We start from the raw sequence: 19846 nt of genomic DNA on the forward strand, positions 1-19846 counted from the left end.
GCTGCCGGGAGGTCGGCGGCGGTGACGGTCGCGGTGGCGCGCGCGGCGACGGTTGCGGTGGCGCGCGTGGCGCGCGTGGCGACGGCGACGGCAGTGGTGGTGCGGGCGGCGGTGGCGGCGGTGCGGGCGGCGGTGGTGCGGGTGCGGGCGGCGGTGGTGCGGGTGGTTCGTCCTGCGCGCTGACGAATCCGGTTGGCGAAACCCGAGGCCAGCCGACCAGATTCGTCAGCGGCCGATCCGGTTCACGGTTCCCTGCGGGTCGCAGACCGGATCGGCGGTGCTCGGTCAGGGGCGGGGCGTCAGCGCTTCCGCGGCACGGCGGGCGCGCTCGGCGCGGCCGAGGCGCAGCAGTGTCGCCGGCAGGTTCGCCCCGTAGATCACCATCAACACCGGCCACAGGGGCGGGGCACCGACGACCGTCAGGCCCGTCGCCGCCAGCAGGCCGCCGCCGATGAGTGCCGTCCCCCGGGTCAGGTCGAGCGTCACGCCACGGCGGAACAGTGCCGTGTCGACCAGGACGGCCTCGCGGTCCTCGGGCGCGATGGCCGGGGGTCTGGCACCGACGTACCGCTGGACGGACCACCGTAGCGAGCGCGCGGTGTCGGGACGGACCTCCCGTCCGTTGATCGTGGCGTTCGGGGCGACCGGCGCTGTCAGACGACAGCACGCGAAGGCGACCGACCCGACGCCGAGCGACAGCAGCGCGATGACGACCGCCGCGCCGGGTGCGTCGTGCCCGGTCCAGTGGACGGCGGCCTCGAGCGCGGTCATCACCACGGCGGCGAGGACGGTGCACACGACTGCGATGCCGAACGCACGGCGTGCACGTGCCGGCGACACCACCTCGTGGACGACCTGCCGGTACGTCTCCCACCCGAGTCGGAACACCCGCGGCTACCGATCGTCGCCGGGCAGGGCGATCTTCGAGCCCGAGCGGGTGCCGGGACGGCCGGGGCGCACGGAGCGTGCCGCGGTCCGCGCCGGTGCGTCGGGCAGCACCTCGGCCAGGGCCCGGGCACGCTCGACCCGGCCGAGACGGGCGAGGCTGATGACCGTGCGGACGACGGTCATCCCCGCGACCCACAGGAACAGGAACGACGACCCCGCCCACAGGACGACGCCGGTGAACGACAGGATGACGGCGACCACGACGAGCAGCCCGCGGTACACCTCGGGCACCAGGGCCGCGCGGATGGCGAGGGCGTCACGCAGCACGTCGTCGCGGTCGGCAGGGTCGATCGTCGGGGCTGCTCCGCGGCGGAAGTACCGTTCGCTCGGTTCCGGAGCCGTCGACACCGCGCCCCAGTACAGCCGCGTGCCGTCGGCCGTGCTCGGGCGCAGCGGCACGCATGCCGCCCCGAACACCCCCAGCCCCAGCGCGAGCAGCGCCACGCCGACCGCGTCCGCGCCGTCTCGCAGGTCGGGCCACCCCGCGACGAGCCCGAGCGTCACCAGGACGACGACCACGACCACGGCGACGAGCACGCCGACGACGACCGACCGACGACGCCGGTCCGCGGGGACGGCGCCACCGACGTGGTCGCGGAAGACACGCCATCCGAGGGAGTACATGGGCCTTTCCTACTCGGCCCCGGCTCGGACACGCCCGACGTGCCCGCAGCGGCGGCACCGACCACCGCACGGCACCGGGCTGGATCAGCGATCGTCCAGGCAGGGGCGCTCATCTGCTGCCATGAGTCTCGACATCGTCTACACCGCCGTCGCCCACGCCTCCGGGGGCGGCCGCGACGGGCACGTCCGCAGCGAGGACGACCGCCTCGACCTCGACACCCGCCCCCCGAAGGAGATGGGCGGCAGCGGCGAGGGCACCAACCCCGAGCAGCTCTTCGCCGCCGGGTACGCCGCGTGCTTCCTCGGTGCACTGCACGCCGCGGGCCGCGAGCTCGGCGTCGACACCACCGGTGCCGAGGTCTCCGCCGAGGTCGGCATCGGCGGCAACGGCAGCGGGGGCTTCGGGCTGGCGGTCGAGCTGGACGTCTACGCGCCCAACGTCGAGCAGACCCAGCGCCAGCGTGCCGTCGAGCGGGCGCACGAGATCTGCCCGTACTCGAACGCCACCCGGGGCAACATCACCGTCACGCTGTCGCTCGTCGACTGACACGCTGGGCGTCATGAACCCCTCGGACCGTTGCCCCTGCCTGAGCGGCAACCCCTACGGCGAGTGCTGCGGTCCCCTGCACGCCGGGGCCGCAGCTCCGACCGCGGAACGGCTCATGCGGTCGCGCTTCTCCGCCTTCGCGCTGGGGCTGCCCGAGTACGTGCTGTCGTCGTGGCACCCGAGCACCCGGCCGAGCTCGCTCGAACTCGACGCCGACCAGCGCTGGACACGGCTCGACGTGCTGTCGACCCAGGCCGGAGGCCCGTTCGACTCCCGGGGCACGGTCGCCTTCCGCGCGTGGTGGCGGACCGACACCGAGCGTGGCACGCTCGAGGAGACGAGCGACTTCGTGCGCGAGCAGGGCCGCTGGTCCTACCTGGACGGGGTCGTCAGCTGAGGAGTCCCATGCCCCGCGACATCACCACGTTCGGCGCCCGCACGACGGCCGCCGAGGTCCTCGACGGCATCGACCTGACCGGCCGCACCGCGATCGTCACCGGCGCCGCGTCGGGCATCGGCGTCGAGACGGCCCGGGCGCTCGCCGGGGCCGGAGCCGCCGTGACGATGGCCGTCCGCGACGTCGACGCCGGCCGCCGGGTCGCAGCCGACATCGCGGAGTCGACCGGGCGTCCGGCACCGACGGTCCTCGAGCTGCACCTGGACCGCCCGGCCTCGGTCGACGCGTTCACCGCCGCGTGGGACGGCCCGCTCGACGTGCTGATCGCCAACGCCGGCATCATGGACGCTCCCGAGACGTACACGCCCGCCGGGTGGGAGTCGCAGTTCGCCACGAACCACCTCGGGCACTTCGCCCTGGCGCTCGGGCTGCACGACGCCCTGGCGGCAGCGGGGTCGGCGCGCATCGTCGCCGTGTCGTCGAGCGGGCACGGCTCGTCGCCCGTCGTGTTCGACGACCTGTTCTTCCGGCGCCGCCCGTACGAGCCCGGGCTGGCCTACGCCCAGTCGAAGACCGCGAACGCCCTGTTCGCCGTCGGGGTGGGCCTGCGCTGGGCCGACGACGGCATCACCGCGAACTCCTGCATGCCCGGCGGCATCTGGACCGGCCTGCAGAAGCACTGGGACCCGGACGTCCTGGCGGCCACCAAGGTCGCGGCGGCGGACCTCGTCAAGACCCCCGCGCAGGGAGCGGCGACCTCCGTGCTGCTCGCCACGGCACCCGAGCTCGCCGACGTCAGCGGGAAGTACTTCGAGGACTGCCACGAGTCGGCCGTGGTCGATGCCGTGCAGGACGGCCTGTACGGGGTGCTGCCCTGGGCGCTCGACACCCGCGACGCCGACCGTCTGTGGGACGTGTCCGTCGCGCTGCTCGACGCCGAGGCCCGCAGCCGCGGGTAGCTGCGGCCAGCTGCGACTACCCGCCGATCGTCTCCGGCAGGCGCACCGCGGCGCGCATCGCCCGGCGCACGGCCGCCTCGTCCGGCAGCAGCTCGTCGTCGTCCCCGGTCAGGAAGAACCGGATCTGCCCGATCGCCTGCTCGGTCAACATGTCGAGCCCGTTCAGCACCCGGCCTCCGGCAGCCGACCACCGACTCGACGCCGCCGTCGGCCACGGCTCGTAGGCCACGTCGAACAGCACGGCGTCCGGCCCGCTCGGCACGAGGTGCAGGTCGTCGGCAGCGCCACCGGGGAGCGTCGACACGACGAACCCGAGCGGGCCGGCCTGGTCGAGCTCGGCCAGGGGGTGCACCTCGATCGTCACCCCGAGCCGTGTCGCCAGGGTCACCAGGTCACCGGCGCGCGCGGTGTCCCGGACGAAGACCCGGACCAGCGAGGCCCCGAGTCGCAGCGACGCCGTCAGGGCGCTCGCCGCGGTGGCTCCGCCGCCCAGGATCGTGGCCTCGCCGGGGACGTGCCCGAGTGCGGCGACGGGACGGACCAGTCCCTCGACGTCGGTGTTCGCGCCCCACCGCAGCACCCGGTCGCCTGAGGTCCGGAACGCCATCGTGTTCGCGACGCCGAGTTCGTCGACCAGCGGTGTCGTCCGGTCGAGCAGGGGCAGCACCTCGCGCTTGAGCGGCATGGTCAGGCTGAGCCCGCGCTGCTCCGGGCCGAGCGCCGCGACGAACGCGTCGAGCCCGCCGGAGGCGACCTCGTGCCGGTCGTAGGTGAAGGGCAGGCCGAGCACCTCGTACGCCGCCAGGTGCAGCGTGGGGGAGAGGGAGTGCGTGATCGGGGAGCCGAGCACGGACAGGGCAGTGCGCTCCGGGTCGTGCCAGGTGGGGGTCACGGTCTGTGAGCATAGTCAGCCCGGCTCGGCGTCAGGTGCTTAGGGTAGCCTTACCTCTGTGATCCGATCCTCCCTCCCCAAGCAGCGCCTCCGCCGCGTGCTCGCAGCAGCCGGCGCCGTCGTGGCCGCCTCGCTCGTCCTCGCCGGGTGCTCCTCCGGTTCGACGACCGCGCAGTCGACCTCGACCGCCTCCGGCGACGGCGCCTTCCCGGTGTCCATCACGACCGGCCTCGGCACCACGACCATCGAGTCGCAGCCCAAGCGCGTCGTCGCCCTCGGCTGGGGCGACGCCGAGACGGCACTCGAGCTCGGCGTGCAGCCTGTCGGCGCGAGCGACTGGCTGGCGTTCGGTGGCGACGGCGTCGGGCCGTGGCTCAAGGACGCCTACACGAAGTCGCCCAAGATCATCAACACGCTCGAGCCCAGCTACGAGGACATCCTCAAGCTCAAGCCGGACCTGATCCTCGACGTCAAGTCCTCGGGCGACAAGGACCGCTACAGCAAGCTCTCCGCGATCGCGCCGACCGTGGCCATCCCGAAGGGCGGCGAGAACTACCTCGCCACCACGAAGCAGCAGACCACGATGATCGCCGAGGCGCTCGGGAAGGTCACCGAGGGCAAGAAGCTGCTGTCCGGGGTCGACGACGCCTACGCCGCAGCACGCAAGGCGCACCCCGAGTTCGACGGCAAGACCGCCGTCATCGGGGCCTACACGTCCGAGGGCTTCGGCGCCTACGCCTCGGCCGACAGCCGCGCGCAGTTCATGCAGCAGCTCGGGTTCACCATCCCCGAGAAGATCGACCAAGAAGCCGGCAAGCAGTTCTCGGTGTCGCTGTCGAACGAGAACCTCGACCTGCTGAACGCCGACCTGACGGTGATCCTGCCGATCTACGTCGAGGCCTCGGCCGCCGAGAACGACCCGCTGTTCCAGAAGGTGCCGTCGGTCCAGGCCGGCCATTCCATCGTCGTCGACGACAAGGACGTGTCCTCGGCGTTCTCGATGGGCACCACCGCGGCGATCGAGTGGGCGCTCAAGCGCCTGCCCGACGAGTTCGCGGCGAAGCTCGGCTGAGCCGCCTCGATCCGCTGAACGGCCTGGAGGCCCGGATCACCACCCACGGGCCGGTTGCGGTCCGCCGGGGGTGCACCGGGCCTCCAGTGCGTTCCGGCGACCACGTCGCCAGCCGACGCGTCGGTCGGATCAGACGCCGAAGGTCGAGCCCAGGAAGGCGAAGAGCAGCGCGATGAGCGGGAACGAGCCCTGGATCAGCGCCGTGCTGAGGTACCGACGGCCCGTGCCGACGAGCACCACGGCTGCGGCGAGCATGCTCGCCGTGCCGAAGACGATGAGCGGCCAGCCCGTCCCACCGTTGCCCGCGAAGGCGAGCACCACACCGAGGAAGGTGCCGATCGCCAGGAACAGGTTGTAGAAGCCCTGGTTGAAGGCGAGCGAGCGGGTGGCGCGCGCTTCGGCGTCGGAGGCGATGCCGAAGGTCTTGCGGACGCGGGGGCTCGTCCAGGCGATCGACTCCATGAAGAAGATGTAGACGTGGAGCAGTCCGGCGAGGATCGCGAACACGCAGGAGAGGACGAGGAGGACCGACATGGACCCCATCTTCCCATCGACGGCGGTGCCGGTCGTAACCCTCGGGTGGCGCCGCTCGAGCGCCGTTAGGCTCGGCGCATGAGCGAGTACGACGACGCGGCCGTGGCGGAGCTGCAGAGCATCCGGCAGAGCATCGACAACATCGACGCCGCGGTGATCCACATGCTCGCAGAGCGCTTCAAGTACACGCAGCGGGTGGGGTACCTCAAGGCCAGTGCGGGCATGCCGCCGGCCGACCCGGCACGCGAGCAGGTGCAGGTCTCGCGGCTGCGGTCGCTCGCGGCGGAGTCACACCTGGACCCGGCGTTCGCGGAGAAGTTCCTGAACTTCATCGTCGCCGAGGTCATCCACCACCACGAGCAGATCGCCGAGGGCGAGGCGTGAGCACTGCGCCGTCCGGTGCTGCGTCCGATGCGGTGCCGGCGGTGCCGGCGTTGCCCGCGCTGCCTGCGCTGGCCGCGTTGCCTGCATTGCTCGTGGGGTCCTACACCGCGACGGGGGGCGGGAACGCGACCGGGATATCCCTCGTCGAGGACGGCGTCGCGTCGACCGTCGCCGTGATGGACGACCCGTCGTTCCTGGCGGTCGCGGGTGACCGCGTGTACGCCGTGTCCGAGGTCGTCGACGGCAGCGTGCAGGCCTTCCGCCGGAACGGGGCCGCGCTCGAGCACCTGTGGACCGCCGCTGCCGGGGGTGATGCGCCGTGCCACGTCCGGGTCGACCCGGACGGGGTGCTGGTGCTGACGAACTACACGTCGGGGACCGTCACCGCGGTGGACCTGGTCGCGGCGGAGGCGTTCGCGGCGTCGGCGGGGCCGGGGGACGCGCTCGTGGTGCCGGATGCCGCGTCGTCGACCGAGGTCCTGCCGGACGTGACGGGCCCTGATGCCGACCGGCAGGACGGGCCGCATGCGCACCAGTCCATCGCGACGCCAGAGGCCACGATCCTGGTGGCGGACCTGGGCGGGGACGCGCTCCACGAGTTCTCGGTGGGTGGTGCTGGTGCTGACGCCGGTGCCGGTGCCGGTGCTGATGACTCGTCGTCGCTCGTGCTGGTCCGGGTCCACCACGTGGCGCCTGGGGCAGGGCCGAGGCACATGGCCTGGTTCGACGGGGACCTGTTCGTCGCCGGGGAACTCGACGGGCACGTCCACCGGCTGCGCCGTGACGAGAGCGGGTCGCTCCGCACCGTGGCCTCGGTGTCGACGGGGGCGGGCGAGTCCCTGCTGAGCCACATCGAGGTCGACGACTCCGGGCTGGTGTACGTCGCGGTGCGGGGCCGGGACGTCATCGTGGTGCTCGACGCCTTGGACGGACAGTTGGCGGTCGTCGGGTCGGCGTCGTCGGGTGGTGTCTGGCCGCGGCACTTCGCCCGGGTGCCCGGGTTCGTCCTGGTGGCGAACGAGCGGTCCGACGCGATCGCGGTGTTGCCCGTGGGGCCGGACGGGGTTCCGGGGGAGTCCGTCGGGCAGATCGCCGTCGGCACGCCGACGTGCGTGGTGCCGGTCGGCTAGAGCTGCCGGGGGGCATGCGCCGGGCTGGTGCTGGCCGGGCTGGTGCTGGCCAGGCTGGTGCCGGTCGGGCTGGTGCCGGTCGGACCGGGTCAGGTCTGGATCAGGTTCTCGAAGGGGCGACCCTCGGCAAGGGCCGACACCTGCCGCCGCATCAGCTCGATCGACCGCGGCACGCTGAGGTCGGTGTTGCCACCGACGTGCGGCGTGAGCACGGTGTTCGGCGTCGTCCACAGCGGGTGCCCGGGCGGCAGCGGCTCGGGGTCCGTGACGTCGAGCCCGGCCGAGAGCCGCCCAGCGAGTAGCTCGGCCACCAGGGCATCGGTGTCGACGACCTTGCCGCGCGCGACGTTCACCACGAGGGCACCGTCCGGCAGCGCCGCGAGCAGCGCCGCGTCGACCAGGTGTTCGGTCTCGTCGGTGAGCGGGGCGATGAGGACGAGGACGTCGGTGCTGCGGGCGAGTTCGGGCAGCTCGTCGAACGCGTGCACCTGGCGGCCGTCCTGCTCGCGAGCGGTCCTGGCGACGACGGTGACATCGGTCCGGAACGCTTCGAAGCGCGTCGCGATGGCGCCTCCGATCGCGCCGTAGCCGACCACGGTCACCCGACGGTCGGCCAGGGACCGGGTCTTCCGGACGTCCCAGACCTGGTTCGTCCGGTCGATCTGGAACTGGCCGATCTCGCGCAGCGCCGTGAGTGCGAGACCGACGGCGAGCTCGGCGGTCTCGTCGTCGTGGATGCCCCGGCCGTTCGCCAGTTGCGCGTGCGCGGGGACGTGCGGCACCGCGTGCTCGTACCCGGCACTCGGCAGCTGCAGGAGTCGCAGGTTCGGCAGGTCGTGCACGTACTGCCACCGGTGGCGTCCCTGGAAGTAGAACGGCAGCAGCGTGATCGCGATGTCGTTCGGCCGCTCGTGCGGCTCTTCGAGGTCCCACACCTCGAGCTCGACGCCGTCCGGCACGGGGCCGAACCGGTCGACGAGTTCGGCGAACGGCAGGGTGACGACGGTACGGGGGTTCGCGCTCACGACGTCCGGCCTCAGCTGTCGGTGCGCGGCGAGAACGTGCCGTCGGACGCCAACGGGCCGCGGCCCAGGACGCCCTCGGTCACGGTTTCCTGGATGACGTCGCCGAAGCGGCTCGGCAGGGTCGCGCCGTGCGTGCCGCGGAGTTCGTCGACCGAGACCTCGAACGCCCCCTGGACCTCGAGGGCCTGCGAGTGGCCGTCGGTCACACCGATGCGCAGGACGGGGAAGCCCCGACCGTTGCAGAGGCCCTGGAAGCGGACGTCGTCCTCGCGGCGGACGGTGACGATCACCCGCGTGGTCGACTCCGAGAACAGCGCCGTGGCGACGTCGATGCCGTCGCGTTCCTGCAGTTCGTCGAGGACGACGCGTGCGCCGACCCCGAAGCGCAGGACCGACTCGGCGAGCGACTGCGCGAGCCCGCCGTCCGACAGGTCGTGGGCGCTGGTCAGCAGCTGCTCGTCCGTGGCGGCGTGCAGCAGCGCGGCGAGGTCCTTCTCGTGGGCCAGGTCGACCTTGGGCGGGCGACCGCCCAGGTGCCCGTGCACGGTGCCCGCCCACGCCGAACCGTCGAGCTCGAGGTCGGTCGTGCCGAGCAGGTAGATGTTGTGGCCGTCGTCCTGCCAACCCGAGGGCACGCGCTTGGCGACGTCGTCGATGACACCGAGCACACCGACCACGGGGGTGGGGTGGATCGGGGTCGAGCCGGTCTGGTTGTAGAACGACACGTTGCCGCCGGTCACCGGGATGCCGAGCTCCATGCAGCCGTCCGCCAGTCCTTCGACCGCCTCGGAGAACTGCCACATCACCTCGGGGTTCTCCGGGGAGCCGAAGTTCAGGCAGTCGGTCACCGCCGCCGGGATGGCACCGGTGACGGCGACGTTGCGGTACGCCTCGGCCAGGGCCAGGCGAGCGCCCTGCTTCGGGTCGAGCTGGCAGTAGCGGCCGTTCGCGTCCGTCGCGATCGTCACGCCGAGGCCCGTTTCCTCGTCGACGCGGATCATGCCGCCGTCGTCCGGGAACGCCAAGGCGGTGTTGCCGAGCACGTAGGTGTCGTACTGGTTCGTGATCCAGCGTTTGTCCGCCAGGTTCGGCGACCCGAGCAACTGCAGGAACTGCGCCTTGAGGGCCGGCCCCGTCTCCGGGCGGTCGAGCGACTCGGCGCCGTCGGACTGCAGCGCGTCGATCCAGGTCGGGTAGGCGACCGGGCGGTCGTACACGGGGCCGTCGACGGCGACGGTGCGCGGGTCGACGTTGACGATCTCCTGGCCCTGCCAGTCGATCACGAGACGACCGGTGCCGGTGACCTCGCCGAGGACGCTCGTCTCGACCTCCCACTTGCCGACGACCTGCAGGAAGGCGTCGAGCTTGTCGGGACGGACGACCGCCATCATGCGCTCCTGGCTCTCCGACATGAGGATCTCCTCTGCCGTGAGCGTGGGGTCCCGCAGCAGGACGTCGTCGAGCGAGATGTGCATGCCGCCGTCGCCGTTGCTGGCGAGCTCGGACGTGGCGCACGAGATGCCCGCGGCGCCGAGGTCCTGGATGCCCTCGACGAGGTCCTTCTGGAAGAGCTCGAGGCAGCACTCGATCAGGACCTTCTCGGCGAAGGGGTCGCCGACCTGCACTGCGGGGCGCTTGGTCGGGCCGCCCTCGGTGAAGGTGTCGGACGCCAGGATCGACGCGCCGCCGATGCCGTCGCCGCCGGTGCGGGCGCCGAAGAGGACGACCTTGTTGCCGGCGCCCGAGGCGTTCGCCAGGTGCAGGTCCTCGTGCCGCAGGACACCCACCGCGAGGGCGTTGACCAGCGGGTTGCCCTGGTACACGGAGTCGAAGTAGGTCTCGCCGCCGATGTTCGGCAGGCCCAGGCAGTTGCCGTAGAACGAGATGCCCCCGACGACCCCGTGCACGACGCGGGCCGTGTCCTCGTGGTCGATCGCGCCGAAGCGGAGCTGGTCCATGACCGCCACCGGACGCGCACCCATCGAGATGATGTCGCGGACGATGCCGCCGACGCCCGTGGCGGCGCCCTGGTACGGCTCGACGTAGGACGGGTGGTTGTGCGACTCGACCTTGAAGGTGACCGCCCAGCCGTCGCCGATGTCGACGACACCGGCGTTCTCGCCCATGCCGACCATCAGGTTCTTCGTCATCTCCGGCGTGACCTTCTTGCCGAACTGCCGGAGGTAGTTCTTGCTCGACTTGTACGAGCAGTGCTCCGACCACATGACCGAGTACATCGCCAGCTCACCCGAGGTGGGGCGACGGCCGAGGATCTCGCGGATCTTCGCGTACTCGTCCGCCTTGAGCCCGAGGGCCTCGTACGGCTGGTCCTTGTCGGGCGTCGCCGCCGCGTCCTGCACGGTGTCGGGCTTCGGGCGAACGTGGGTCGTCACGGTGTTGTCGTTCCCTATTGAGGTCGGGGCGGTCACGTCGGTCGCGTCGGTCACTTGACGAGTGTCGACTCGATCACGGAGGTGAAGAAGGTGAGGCCGTCCGTGCCGGAGGCCATCGCCGCGGGGGTGTCCGGGCCGAAGCCGGCTTCCGTCGCGTGCTCGGGGTGCGGCATCAGGCCGACGACGTTGCCGCGCTCGTTGGAGACGCCCGCGATGTCGTCGATCGAGCCGTTCGGGTTCACGCCGACGTAGCGGAACACCACCTGGCCGTTGTCCTCGATGCGCTTGATCTCGTCGGCGTCGGCGACGAACCGGCCGTCCGCGTTCTTGAGCGGGATCGTGATCTCCTGCTGCGCGCTGAACCCGGAGGTCCAGGCGGTGCCGGCGTTCTCGACGCGGAGCTTCTGGTCGCGACGGATGAACTGCTGGTGGGCGTTGCGGGTGTGCGCACCGGGCACCAGGCGGGCCTCGGCGAGCATCTGGAACCCGTTGCAGATGCCGAGCACGGGCATGCCCTTGCCAGCTGCGTCGATGACCTCGGCCATGATCGGTGCCTTGGCCGCGATCGCCCCGGCGCGCAGGTAGTCCCCGTACGAGAAGCCCCCGGGGAGCACGATCGCGTCGACGCCCTGCAGGTCGTGGTCGCCGTGCCAGAGCGCGACCGGGTCGGCCCCGGCGAGGCGGACCGCGCGCTGGGCGTCGCGGTCGTCGAGCGAGCCGGGGAACGTGATGACGCCGATGCGCATCGCGGTCACTCGGCGCTGCTGTGCTCGGCCACGCTGACCGAGACGACGTCTTCGATCACCGCGTTGGAGAAGATGTCCGCCGCGATCTCGCGGACCTCGGCGAGCTTGGCGTCGTCGACGGGGCCGTCGACGGTCACCTCGAATCGCTTGCCGATGCGGACGTTGGTCAGGTCGTTCTTGCCGAGGCGCGCGAGGGCATTGCCCACCGCCTTGCCCTGGGGGTCGAGGATCTCGGCCTTCGGCATGACCTCGACGACGATCGTTGGCACGTGTTCACTCCAGCACGGTGGGTCGGTTGGGGACGCGCCAAGTCTATGCGGCCCGCGCATCCCGCCGAGCGCGCTTGTGGAGAACTGTTCGAAGCCGTATATTCCAAGTCGAATAGTCAACTCGGAACACGGACAGGAGGCCCGGATGACGTCGCTCACGCCCCTCGCGTTCGCCGCGCTGGACCTGCTGAACGAAGCGCCGATGCACCCGTACGAGATGTTCCAGACCATGGTCCACCGCCGCGAGGAGCGGAACGTCAAGGTCCGGCCCGGCACGCTCTACCACCAGGTCGGGCGCCTCGCAGAGCTCGGCCTGGCCGAGGTGGTCGGTACCGACCGCGACGGCAACCGCCCCGAGCGGACGACCTACACGATCACCGACGCCGGACGGACCGCGCTCGCCGAGGGGCTCCGGCGCATGGTCGCCGAGCCCGCCGACGAGTACCCCGAGTTCCACCTGGCGCTGTCGGTGCTCGAGAACCTGCCGAAGGACGATGCCGTCGATGCCGTCCGGGTCCGGATCGTCGCGCTCGAACACGAACGCGACGAGTACGACGGCGCCGTGCGCGACATCCACGCCAAGCAGCTCGCCGACCGCTACTGGCTCGACGTGTCCTACGTGCATGCGATGCTCACCGCACAGATCGAGTGGCTCCGTGCCACCGTTGCCCGCATCGAGCGCGGCGACATTCCCTGGGACGGCCCGGCCGTCCCGACGCAGAACCCCACGAACAGCAAGGAACCCACTCGATGACCTCCGTCACGTCGCCCCCCACGGGCACCGAGAAGAAGCCGTGGCCTGCCCTCTGGGCGCTCGTCGTCGGCTTCTTCATGATCCTGGTCGACTCCACGATCGTGTCCGTCGCCACCCCCACCATCGCCGAGAAGCTGAACGCCGACATCAACAGCGTCATCTGGGTCACCAGTGCGTACCTGCTCGCCTACGCGGTGCCGCTGCTCATCACGGGCCGACTCGGTGACCGCTTCGGCCCGAAGGTCCTGTACCAGGTCGGCCTCGTCGTCTTCACCCTCGCCAGCCTGTGGTGTGGTTTCTCGGGCTCGATCGAGATGCTGATCCTCGCCCGTGTCGTCCAGGGCCTCGGCGCCGCCATGATGACGCCGCAGACCATGTCCGTCATCACGCGCATCTTCCCGCCGCAGAACCGCGGCGCGGCGATGGGCCTCTGGGGCGCGGTCGCCGGTGTCGCCTCGCTCGTCGGCCCGATCGTCGGCGGCCTGCTCGTCGACGGCTTCGGCTGGGAGTGGATCTTCTTCGTGAACGTGCCGGTCGGTGTCGTCGCGTTCGTGCTGGCGCAGCGCTTCGTCCCGTCGTTCGAGCGCCACGGCCACCGCTTCGACTACCTCGGCATCGTGCTCAGTGCCGTCGGGCTCTTCCTGCTCGTCTTCGGCATCCAGGAGGGCGAGACCTACGACTGGGGCGTCATCACCGGCCCGATCTCGGTCTGGTCGCTGATCATCGCCGGCATCGTCGTGCTCGTCGCCTTCGTGGTGTGGCAGCGCGTGCAGAAGGGGGAGCCGCTGCTGCCCCTCGGCCTGTTCAAGGACCGCAACTTCACCCTGGCCAACGTCGCCATCACCGCCGTCGGTGTCGCGATCTCGTCGTTCGCGCTGCCGATCATGCTCTGGGCTCAGGACGTGCTGCGGTTCTCCCCGACCCAGGCCGCGCTGCTGCTCGTGCCCCAGGCGGTCATCTCCGCGGGGCTCGCGCCGCTCGTCGGCAAGAACCTCAACAAGTGGAACCCGCGCTGGGTCGCGGCGTTCGGCCTCGCGTGCTTCTCGGGCGGGCTGTTCTGGTTCGGCGCACTGCTCTGGTCGGGTGCTGACTGGGGCTGGACGCTCCTGCCGAGTGCCCTGCTCGGTCTGGCCAACGCCTGCATGTGGGGACCGCTGTCCGTCTCGGCCACGCGCAACCTCCCGCCCAAGCTTGCGGGTGCCGGCTCGGGCGTCTACAACACGACCCGTCAGATCGGTGCGGTGCTCGGTTCCGCCGGCATCGCCGCCCTGATCGAGGCCCGCATCACCGCGAACTTCCCGGCGCAGTCGGGCGGGACGTCTGCCGGTGGCGCCGAGCAGCAGGTCGGTGGGCTGCCCGCCTTCCTCCAGCAGCCGTTCGCGACCGCGATGGGCCAGTCGCTGGTGCTGCCCGCCGTGGTGCTCGTGGTCGCGATCGTCGCGGCACTGTTCCTGGCGAAGCCGAAGCAGACCGTCGCCTGGAGCCAGACCGGTTCCGTCGCGACCCAGCCCGGCGCCGCGGCGGAGCAGCCCGCTGCCCCGACCGGACACGGCATCCACGCTGCGGCTCCCGCGCCCACCTCGCCCGAGGAGGAGCTGGCCGCAGCCGATCACCACGGACGGCACTCCGGCGCTGAGTAGCCCGCGCGCCAGTTCCACATGCGAGGACGCCCCCGATCGCACGAGCGGTCGGGGGCGTCCTCGTCTCCGTGCGCATCTTCTCGCACGGTGTCGCTCGCTGCGTCCGCATGTTCCGACACCGGGCGAGCACCGGCGGCTCCTCGATGCAGTCCGAGGCGACAACACCGCTGTCGTACGTCGTCGACTTCGTCGCGGCCGGGGCAGCCCTGCCGACGATGCGACAACACCGCTGTCGTACGACATCGACTCTGTCGTTCCGAGTCGGCTCCGCCCGCCCGCGCCGCCCCTGCGTCCGCCCGCGCCCCGCCGCCCGCCTCACCTGCGGCGGGACAGGTGCTCTCGGGTCAGGGCGTCCATCTCGTCGTCGGAGAGGGCGTCGACGGCGCGGGCCTCGCGGCGGTCGGTCCGCTGCCACCGGATGAACAGCGAGATCAGCACGGGGATGTCCGCCACCTCGGCGATGAACCACAGCAGGTCGCCCGCCAGGTGCTGGTCGCGGAGCGGTGACGGGAACCAGGCGGGCCCCGAGGCCATCACGGTCGCGCCGTCGAGCACGTGGTTCGTGATGCGCAGCACGATGCCCGGGATCGCGTCGAGCATGAGCTCCACGAACGCCAGCAGGAACTCCGCCGTGACGAACGTCGACGAGCGCAGCAGTCCCGGTTCCGACAGTGGAGCGAGCAGCCCGAACCCGAGCATCGGGACGAGCACCGTGATCGCGACGGCCCCCACCGCGGACGTGCGGATCGCCGCCGACAGCGGAGTGAGCAGGAGACAGAACAGCGCGAGGGCGACCAGGGGCGACACGATCGCGGTGCCGAGCACCCGCACCGGACGCGACCGCATGACGGCGGTGGCGGCGTCGGCGAGGCGAGCAGGGCCTCCCGTCCGGAGCAGCGCGAGCGGCGCGCCGATCGCAGCGAACGTCGGGACCGCGAAGAACAGCAGCGCGAGCCGCAGGACGAACGCCCAGCGCAGGGTCTGGTCGTACACGCCGACGATGCCGAACTGCAGGACGCCGAACAGCGCCAGTGCTCCGACGAAGGACAGCGACCGCCAGCACGGCCATCCGGCGCCACGACGGTGCGCACCGACGAGCCACCAGCCGTAGGCCACCGCGGCGACCAGGATCATGGCGACCGCGAGCGGATCGAGGTGCCAGATGCTCCAGAACTCGGACGGTGACGGCGTGGGGGCCTCCTGGGTCGCACGGCGCGATCGCGCCGCACGATCATCCTCGGCCTCCGGAGGACCGGCGCCGCTCGGAGCCGGTGCCGATCCGGTGAGAACGGGTTCAGATCCGCGTGACGCCCGCCGCCGGCACCGTGCGGGACAGCAGCCACACGCCGATCGGCACCAGCACCGCGCCCAGCACTGCGACCCCGAACGACAGGTGGAGCTGCATCACGACGAACGCCGGGCCGACCGTGCACAGGACGGCGAGCGCGACGACCGGCCAGGCGGGGCGGTCGGAGCCGGGGACCAGGCGGGGGAGCGGTCGGTCGAACCAGCGCAGCCCCCGGGCCACCGCCAGCGCCGTCGCGAGGACCACGACCACGGCCACGGCCCGGGTCGCCCACCACGTCGCCGAGCCGGGCGCGGGGAACGGGACGCCGATGAACAGCGCGATGCCGTTGAGCGCGATGAAGAGCGGCAGGTGCCACAGGTAGACGGTCATGCCGTCACGGCCGAGCAGGAACACGACGCCCTGCGCGGCGCGGGCGTGCATGAGCCGCGACAGGGGCGCGTGCAGGACCTGCACCAGACACACCTGCGCCACGGCCAGCAGTGCCAGCGGCAGCATCGGCGGGTTGAGGTCCTGCAGCATGTCCGGCGACCACAGTCCGACCAGCGTGATCGGCACGGTGACGGCGTAGGTCAGGACGGCGACGACGGCGAGCAGCGCACGCGACCGCTGCCGGAACCACCCGTCCGCCCACAGGAACCCGAGCTGCTGCGCGAACAACCACACCGGACCGAGGTTGAGCAGCCCGACGTCGGCGACCCCGGTCGTCAGCCGGACGGCGTCGACCAGTCCTGCCAGCAGGAGCAGCATGCCGAGCGTGCGCCACGGGGCGCTGGCGTGCAGTCGGGCCATGAGGGGGACGCAGCACTGGGTGATGCCGTAGGCGGCGAGGAACCACAGCGGCGACCCGATGCCGAACGCCACCGTGGCCAGCAGGTCGGCCGGAGTGCCGAGCGCCGTGGTGACGCCGAGTCCCAGCGCGAGCACGACCAGGAGCGGGACCGCCGGGCGGAACAACCGGACCAACCGGGTCGCGTACCAGTCGCGGGCACCGCCGCCCCGGGCCAGGGTGCTCCGCCACCCGACCGCGCTGGCGAACCCGCCCACGACGAAGAACAGGGGCATCACCTGGCCGACCCATGTGGCCGGCACGTACCAGTCCGCCTGCTGCAGTGGGCTGGTGACACGGATGCCGGCGTCGTCGGCGGCGATCCCGACCATCGTGACGTGCACGATGACGACGAGGACGACGCAGGCCGTCCGGATGAGGTCGACGACCAGGTCTCGCTGCGCGATGATCCCCCGGGCGTCCACGCTGGTCTGTACCGGCTGAGTGGACATGGCGCGACGCTACCGGCCGGTCGGGGCTTCCCATGGTCCGTCCAGCTGATCGCGACCGAACCGTGACACATTGTATTCCGGTAGCGGAATGCGTCCCGCGCCCGATGTCGTGTAGGGTCGCAGTTGTCTTGAATGCTGCAAGAGAAGGGGGTCTCATGGACGGCGACGCCGAGCTGCTCCGCACCGCGGGCCTGCGGGTGACGACCCCCCGTCTGGCGGTCCTGCGCGCGACCGAGGCCCTGCCGCACGCAACGGCCGACGACATCGTGACGGCCCTGGCCTCCGAGCTGCCGACCACGAGTCACCAGGCGGTGTACGGCGTCCTCGCGGCGCTGACCGGCGTCGGGTTGGTGCGTCGCATCGAGCCCGCGGGCAGCCCGGCGCGCTACGAACGCCGCACCGGGGACAACCACCACCACATCGTGTGCACGATGTGCGGGACCATCGCCGACGTCGACTGCGCCGTCGGTCATGCGCCCTGCCTGACGCCGTCCGACGCCCACGGCTTCGCCGTCACCACCGCCGAGGTCACCTACTGGGGGATCTGTGAGCGGTGTGCCGCGGCCGAGCGTGACGACGAGCCGGTGCCGGCGTAGCGCGCACGCACCGACCGCGACCGGCGCCGCGGACGAGGCGCAGCGCACCGACCCGCAGCGCGCGCCGCACCCGCACAGCGCACCGCACCCGCGGCGCGTCGCACCCGCACAGCGCACCGCACCCGCACAGACCACCCGAGCAACCCTGACCGCACCACTGTCCCAACCGAGGAGGAACCGTGTCCGACCAGAACACGACCGACCAGCCGACCGGCACCCCGACCACCACGACCAACAGCGGGGCTCCCGTCTCGAGCGACCAGCACTCGATGGGCGTCGGGGCCGACGGCCCCCTCGCGCTGCACGACCACTACCTGGTCGAGAAGCTCGCGCAGTTCAACCGCGAGCGCATCCCGGAGCGCGTCGTCCACGCCAAGGGCGGCGGCGCGTTCGGCACCCTGACGATCACGCACGACATCAGCAAGTACACCCGCGCCGCGTTCCTGCAGCCGGGCCAGCAGACCGAGATGCTCGCCCGCTTCTCGAGCGTCGCCGGCGAGCAGGGCTCCCCGGACACCTGGCGCGACCCCCGTGGCTTCGCGCTGAAGTTCTACACGTCCGAGGGCAACTACGACCTCGTCGGCAACAACACCCCCGTGTTCTTCATCCGTGACGGCATCAAGTTCCCCGACTTCATCCGCTCGCAGAAGCGCCTGCCGGGCTCGCACCTGCGCGACCACGACATGCAGTGGGACTTCTGGACCCTGTCGCCCGAATCGGCGCACCAGGTCACGTGGCTGATGGGCGACCGCGGCCTGCCCGCGAGCTGGCGGAACATGGACGGCTTCGGGTCGCACACGTACCAGTGGATCAACGCCGAGGGCGAGCGCTTCTGGGTGAAGTACCACTTCATCACCGAACAGGGCCACAAGACCCTGACGCAGGAGGACGCCGACCGCATCGCCGGTGAGGACGCGGACTTCCACATCCGTGACCTGCACGAGGCGATCGAGCGCAACGACTTCCCGCGCTGGACCCTCAAGGTGCAGGTCATGCCGTACGAGGACGCCGCCACCTACCGCTTCAACCCGTTCGACCTGACGAAGGTGTGGCCGCACGCGGACTACCCGCTCATCGAGGTCGGCACGATGGAGCTCAACCGCAACCCGGAGAACTACTTCGCGCAGATCGAGCAGGCCACCTTCGCGCCGTCGAACTTCGTGCCCGGGATCGCGGCAAGCCCGGACAAGATGCTCCTCGCACGCATCTTCAGCTACGCGGACGCGCACCGCTACCGCGTCGGCACGAACCACGCGCAGCTGCCGGTGAACGCGCCGAAGAACGAGGTCCACTCGTACTCGAAGGACGGCGCCATGCGCTTCGACTTCCAGAAGTCCGAGGTCCCCGTCTACGCGCCGAACTCGCTCGGCGGTGCGCACGCCGACCCGGCCGCGACCGACGACACCCCCGGCTGGGAGTCCGACGGTGCGCTGCAGCGTGCCGCGGCGACGCTCCACCCCGAGGACGACGACTTCGGCCAGGCGGGCACCATGGTGCGCGAGGTCCTCGACGACGCCGCACGTGAGCGCCTGGTCGGCAACATCGCCGGGCACGTCTCCAAGGTGACGCGCGACGACCTGCGCGAGCGGGTCTTCGCCTACTGGACGAACGTCGACGCCGACCTGGGTGCGCGCGTGCGCGCCGCGGTCGCGCCGAGCGCACCTGGCTCGAACGAGGACCCGGCGGAGGTCGCGGTCGAGGCCTGAGCCCCAGCCGCTCCGCGACGGACGGGAGGCCCGGTGCCAGCTGGCACCGGGCCTCCCGTCCGTTCCGCCGTCGCGACTAGACCTGCTGGCCGTTCAGCCAGATCGGGCCCTCCGGCCACTCCTCGGCCGTCGCCGTCACGGGCAGGATCAGCCACCCGCCCTGCTCGGTCTCCGAGACGCCGGCGCCGTCGGCCGTGAAGGCGCTGAAGGTCGTGACGGCGTCGTCCATCAGGTGCCAGCCCATCCGGACGTAGAACGGGACGGTGCGTTCGCTCGTGCCGAGGAAGCCGAAGGGGACGCGCAGGCCCTCGAGGACGCTCTGCGTGCGGGTCATCAGCTCGCGGCCGATCCCGGTGCCCTGCATCGCCGGTGCGACGGCGACCAGGCCCGTGTCGCCGATCAGGACGTCCTCGCCGCCGACGCCGACGAACATCCGCCGGATCCCGACGTGGGCCAGGACGACGCCGTCGGCATCGCGGGCGATCACGCGGCGCTCGGGCTGCATGCCGGACCAGCTCCGACCGCCCACGTACCAGTGCGACCAGTCCGGGAACGCCTGCCCCAGCATCGCTGCGATCGCCTCGTGGTCGGGGAGGCTCAGCGCGCTCTCCTCGACCACCTCCCACCGGATGTCGTCGCTCAT

General features: G+C 71.5%; 22 protein-coding genes. 11 read left to right on the forward strand and 11 right to left on the reverse strand.

What is annotated here, in order from left to right:
- Positions 1-21 precede the first annotated feature (21 nt).
- On the forward strand, positions 22-183 hold the full coding sequence (locus DEJ13_RS02785) for a hypothetical protein (RefSeq protein WP_181437103.1): 162 nt from the start codon (positions 22-24) through the stop codon (positions 181-183).
- A 102-nt stretch (positions 184-285) separates the two neighbouring features.
- On the opposite strand, the gene DEJ13_RS02790 is transcribed toward DEJ13_RS02785, so the two are convergent.
- Together DEJ13_RS02790 and DEJ13_RS02795 are read right to left on the reverse strand one after the other, a co-directional pair.
- On the reverse strand, positions 286-888 hold the full coding sequence (locus DEJ13_RS02790; RefSeq protein ID WP_111107688.1) for a hypothetical protein: 603 nt from the start codon (positions 886-888) through the stop codon (positions 286-288).
- A gap of 6 nt (positions 889-894) precedes the next feature.
- Positions 895-1572 (reverse strand): hypothetical protein, encoded by a 678-nt coding sequence (locus DEJ13_RS02795; RefSeq protein WP_111107689.1) that lies wholly within the window; start codon positions 1570-1572, stop codon positions 895-897.
- Between the two features lie 121 nt (positions 1573-1693).
- Here DEJ13_RS02795 and DEJ13_RS02800 point away from each other — a divergent pair, with 121 nt between their 5' ends.
- Genes DEJ13_RS02800 through DEJ13_RS02810 form a run of 3 tightly spaced genes read left to right on the forward strand, consistent with a single transcriptional unit; the run spans position 1694 to position 3475 of the window.
- On the forward strand, positions 1694-2119 hold the full coding sequence (locus tag DEJ13_RS02800) for an organic hydroperoxide resistance protein (RefSeq protein ID WP_111107690.1): 426 nt from the start codon (positions 1694-1696) through the stop codon (positions 2117-2119).
- Between the two features lie 13 nt (positions 2120-2132).
- Positions 2133-2516, forward strand: coding sequence for a YchJ family protein (locus DEJ13_RS02805; protein ID WP_111107691.1), 384 nt, complete (start codon positions 2133-2135; stop codon positions 2514-2516).
- 8 nt (positions 2517-2524) lie between these two features.
- Positions 2525-3475 (forward strand): SDR family NAD(P)-dependent oxidoreductase, encoded by a 951-nt coding sequence (locus tag DEJ13_RS02810; protein ID WP_111107692.1) that lies wholly within the window; start codon positions 2525-2527, stop codon positions 3473-3475.
- Between the two features lie 16 nt (positions 3476-3491).
- Here the strand turns inward: DEJ13_RS02810 and DEJ13_RS02815 are convergent, their stop codons facing one another.
- Positions 3492-4367 (reverse strand): shikimate dehydrogenase family protein, encoded by an 876-nt coding sequence (locus DEJ13_RS02815; RefSeq protein ID WP_111107693.1) that lies wholly within the window; start codon positions 4365-4367, stop codon positions 3492-3494.
- Between the two features lie 58 nt (positions 4368-4425).
- On the opposite strand from DEJ13_RS02815, the gene DEJ13_RS02820 reads away from it, so the two are divergent.
- Positions 4426-5439, forward strand: coding sequence for an iron-siderophore ABC transporter substrate-binding protein (locus DEJ13_RS02820; protein WP_258374162.1), 1014 nt, complete (start codon positions 4426-4428; stop codon positions 5437-5439).
- A gap of 129 nt (positions 5440-5568) precedes the next feature.
- Here the strand turns inward: DEJ13_RS02820 and DEJ13_RS02825 are convergent, their stop codons facing one another.
- The gene (locus DEJ13_RS02825; RefSeq protein ID WP_111107724.1) at positions 5569-5973 is read right to left on the reverse strand and encodes a DUF1304 domain-containing protein; all 405 of its coding nucleotides are present in this window, start codon (positions 5971-5973) and stop codon (positions 5569-5571) included.
- A gap of 78 nt (positions 5974-6051) precedes the next feature.
- On the opposite strand from DEJ13_RS02825, the gene DEJ13_RS02830 reads away from it, so the two are divergent.
- Together DEJ13_RS02830 and DEJ13_RS02835 are read left to right on the forward strand one after the other, a co-directional pair.
- Positions 6052-6357, forward strand: coding sequence for a chorismate mutase (locus DEJ13_RS02830; RefSeq protein ID WP_111107694.1), 306 nt, complete (start codon positions 6052-6054; stop codon positions 6355-6357).
- Positions 6354-7487, forward strand: a complete 1134-nt coding sequence (locus DEJ13_RS02835) for a lactonase family protein (protein WP_111107695.1) — start codon at positions 6354-6356, stop codon at positions 7485-7487. Before DEJ13_RS02830 ends, DEJ13_RS02835 begins: the two co-directional genes overlap by 4 nt.
- An 89-nt stretch (positions 7488-7576) precedes the next feature.
- Here the strand turns inward: DEJ13_RS02835 and DEJ13_RS02840 are convergent, their stop codons facing one another.
- Genes DEJ13_RS02840 through purS form a run of 4 tightly spaced genes read right to left on the reverse strand, consistent with a single transcriptional unit; the run spans position 7577 to position 11920 of the window.
- Positions 7577-8512 (reverse strand): NAD(P)-dependent oxidoreductase, encoded by a 936-nt coding sequence (locus DEJ13_RS02840; RefSeq protein ID WP_258374163.1) that lies wholly within the window; start codon positions 8510-8512, stop codon positions 7577-7579.
- An 11-nt stretch (positions 8513-8523) separates the two neighbouring features.
- Positions 8524-10905 (reverse strand): phosphoribosylformylglycinamidine synthase subunit PurL, encoded by a 2382-nt coding sequence (gene purL / locus DEJ13_RS02845; RefSeq protein WP_111107726.1) that lies wholly within the window; start codon positions 10903-10905, stop codon positions 8524-8526.
- Between the two features lie 50 nt (positions 10906-10955).
- Positions 10956-11651, reverse strand: coding sequence for a phosphoribosylformylglycinamidine synthase subunit PurQ (purQ, locus tag DEJ13_RS02850; protein ID WP_056123970.1), 696 nt, complete (start codon positions 11649-11651; stop codon positions 10956-10958).
- Positions 11652-11656: 5 nt separating this feature from the next.
- Positions 11657-11920 (reverse strand): phosphoribosylformylglycinamidine synthase subunit PurS, encoded by a 264-nt coding sequence (purS, locus tag DEJ13_RS02855; RefSeq protein WP_056123105.1) that lies wholly within the window; start codon positions 11918-11920, stop codon positions 11657-11659.
- Positions 11921-12065: 145 nt separating this feature from the next.
- Here purS and DEJ13_RS02860 point away from each other — a divergent pair, with 145 nt between their 5' ends.
- Positions 12066-12674 carry a PadR family transcriptional regulator gene (locus tag DEJ13_RS02860; protein ID WP_181437104.1) on the forward strand — a complete coding sequence of 203 codons (609 nt, stop codon included), beginning with the start codon at positions 12066-12068 and terminating at the stop codon, positions 12672-12674.
- Positions 12671-14314, forward strand: a complete 1644-nt coding sequence (locus DEJ13_RS02865) for a DHA2 family efflux MFS transporter permease subunit (RefSeq protein WP_258374164.1) — start codon at positions 12671-12673, stop codon at positions 14312-14314. The genes DEJ13_RS02860 and DEJ13_RS02865 overlap by 4 nt, the downstream gene beginning before the upstream one ends.
- Positions 14315-14629: 315 nt before the next feature.
- Here DEJ13_RS02865 and DEJ13_RS02870 read toward each other — a convergent pair whose 3' ends face one another.
- Together DEJ13_RS02870 and DEJ13_RS02875 are read right to left on the reverse strand one after the other, a co-directional pair.
- Positions 14630-15448: a cytochrome c oxidase assembly protein gene (locus DEJ13_RS02870; protein WP_111107697.1), complete on the reverse strand. Its 819-nt coding sequence runs from the start codon at positions 15446-15448 to the stop codon at positions 14630-14632.
- A 160-nt stretch (positions 15449-15608) separates the two neighbouring features.
- Complete coding sequence (locus DEJ13_RS02875) at positions 15609-16901, reverse strand: acyltransferase family protein (protein ID WP_111107698.1); 1293 nt, start codon at positions 16899-16901, stop codon at positions 15609-15611.
- A gap of 155 nt (positions 16902-17056) precedes the next feature.
- Between DEJ13_RS02875 and DEJ13_RS02880 the strand changes: the two genes are divergently transcribed.
- Complete coding sequence (locus DEJ13_RS02880; protein WP_111107699.1) at positions 17057-17497, forward strand: Fur family transcriptional regulator; 441 nt, start codon at positions 17057-17059, stop codon at positions 17495-17497.
- Between the two features lie 179 nt (positions 17498-17676).
- The gene (locus DEJ13_RS02885; protein WP_111107700.1) at positions 17677-19203 is read left to right on the forward strand and encodes a catalase; all 1527 of its coding nucleotides are present in this window, start codon (positions 17677-17679) and stop codon (positions 19201-19203) included.
- 76 nt (positions 19204-19279) lie between these two features.
- Here the strand turns inward: DEJ13_RS02885 and DEJ13_RS02890 are convergent, their stop codons facing one another.
- Positions 19280-19846 carry a GNAT family N-acetyltransferase gene (locus tag DEJ13_RS02890; protein ID WP_111107701.1) on the reverse strand — a complete coding sequence of 189 codons (567 nt, stop codon included), beginning with the start codon at positions 19844-19846 and terminating at the stop codon, positions 19280-19282.

This window comes from Curtobacterium sp. MCLR17_007 (genome assembly GCF_003234655.2).
GTDB lineage: Bacteria > Actinomycetota > Actinomycetes > Actinomycetales > Microbacteriaceae > Curtobacterium.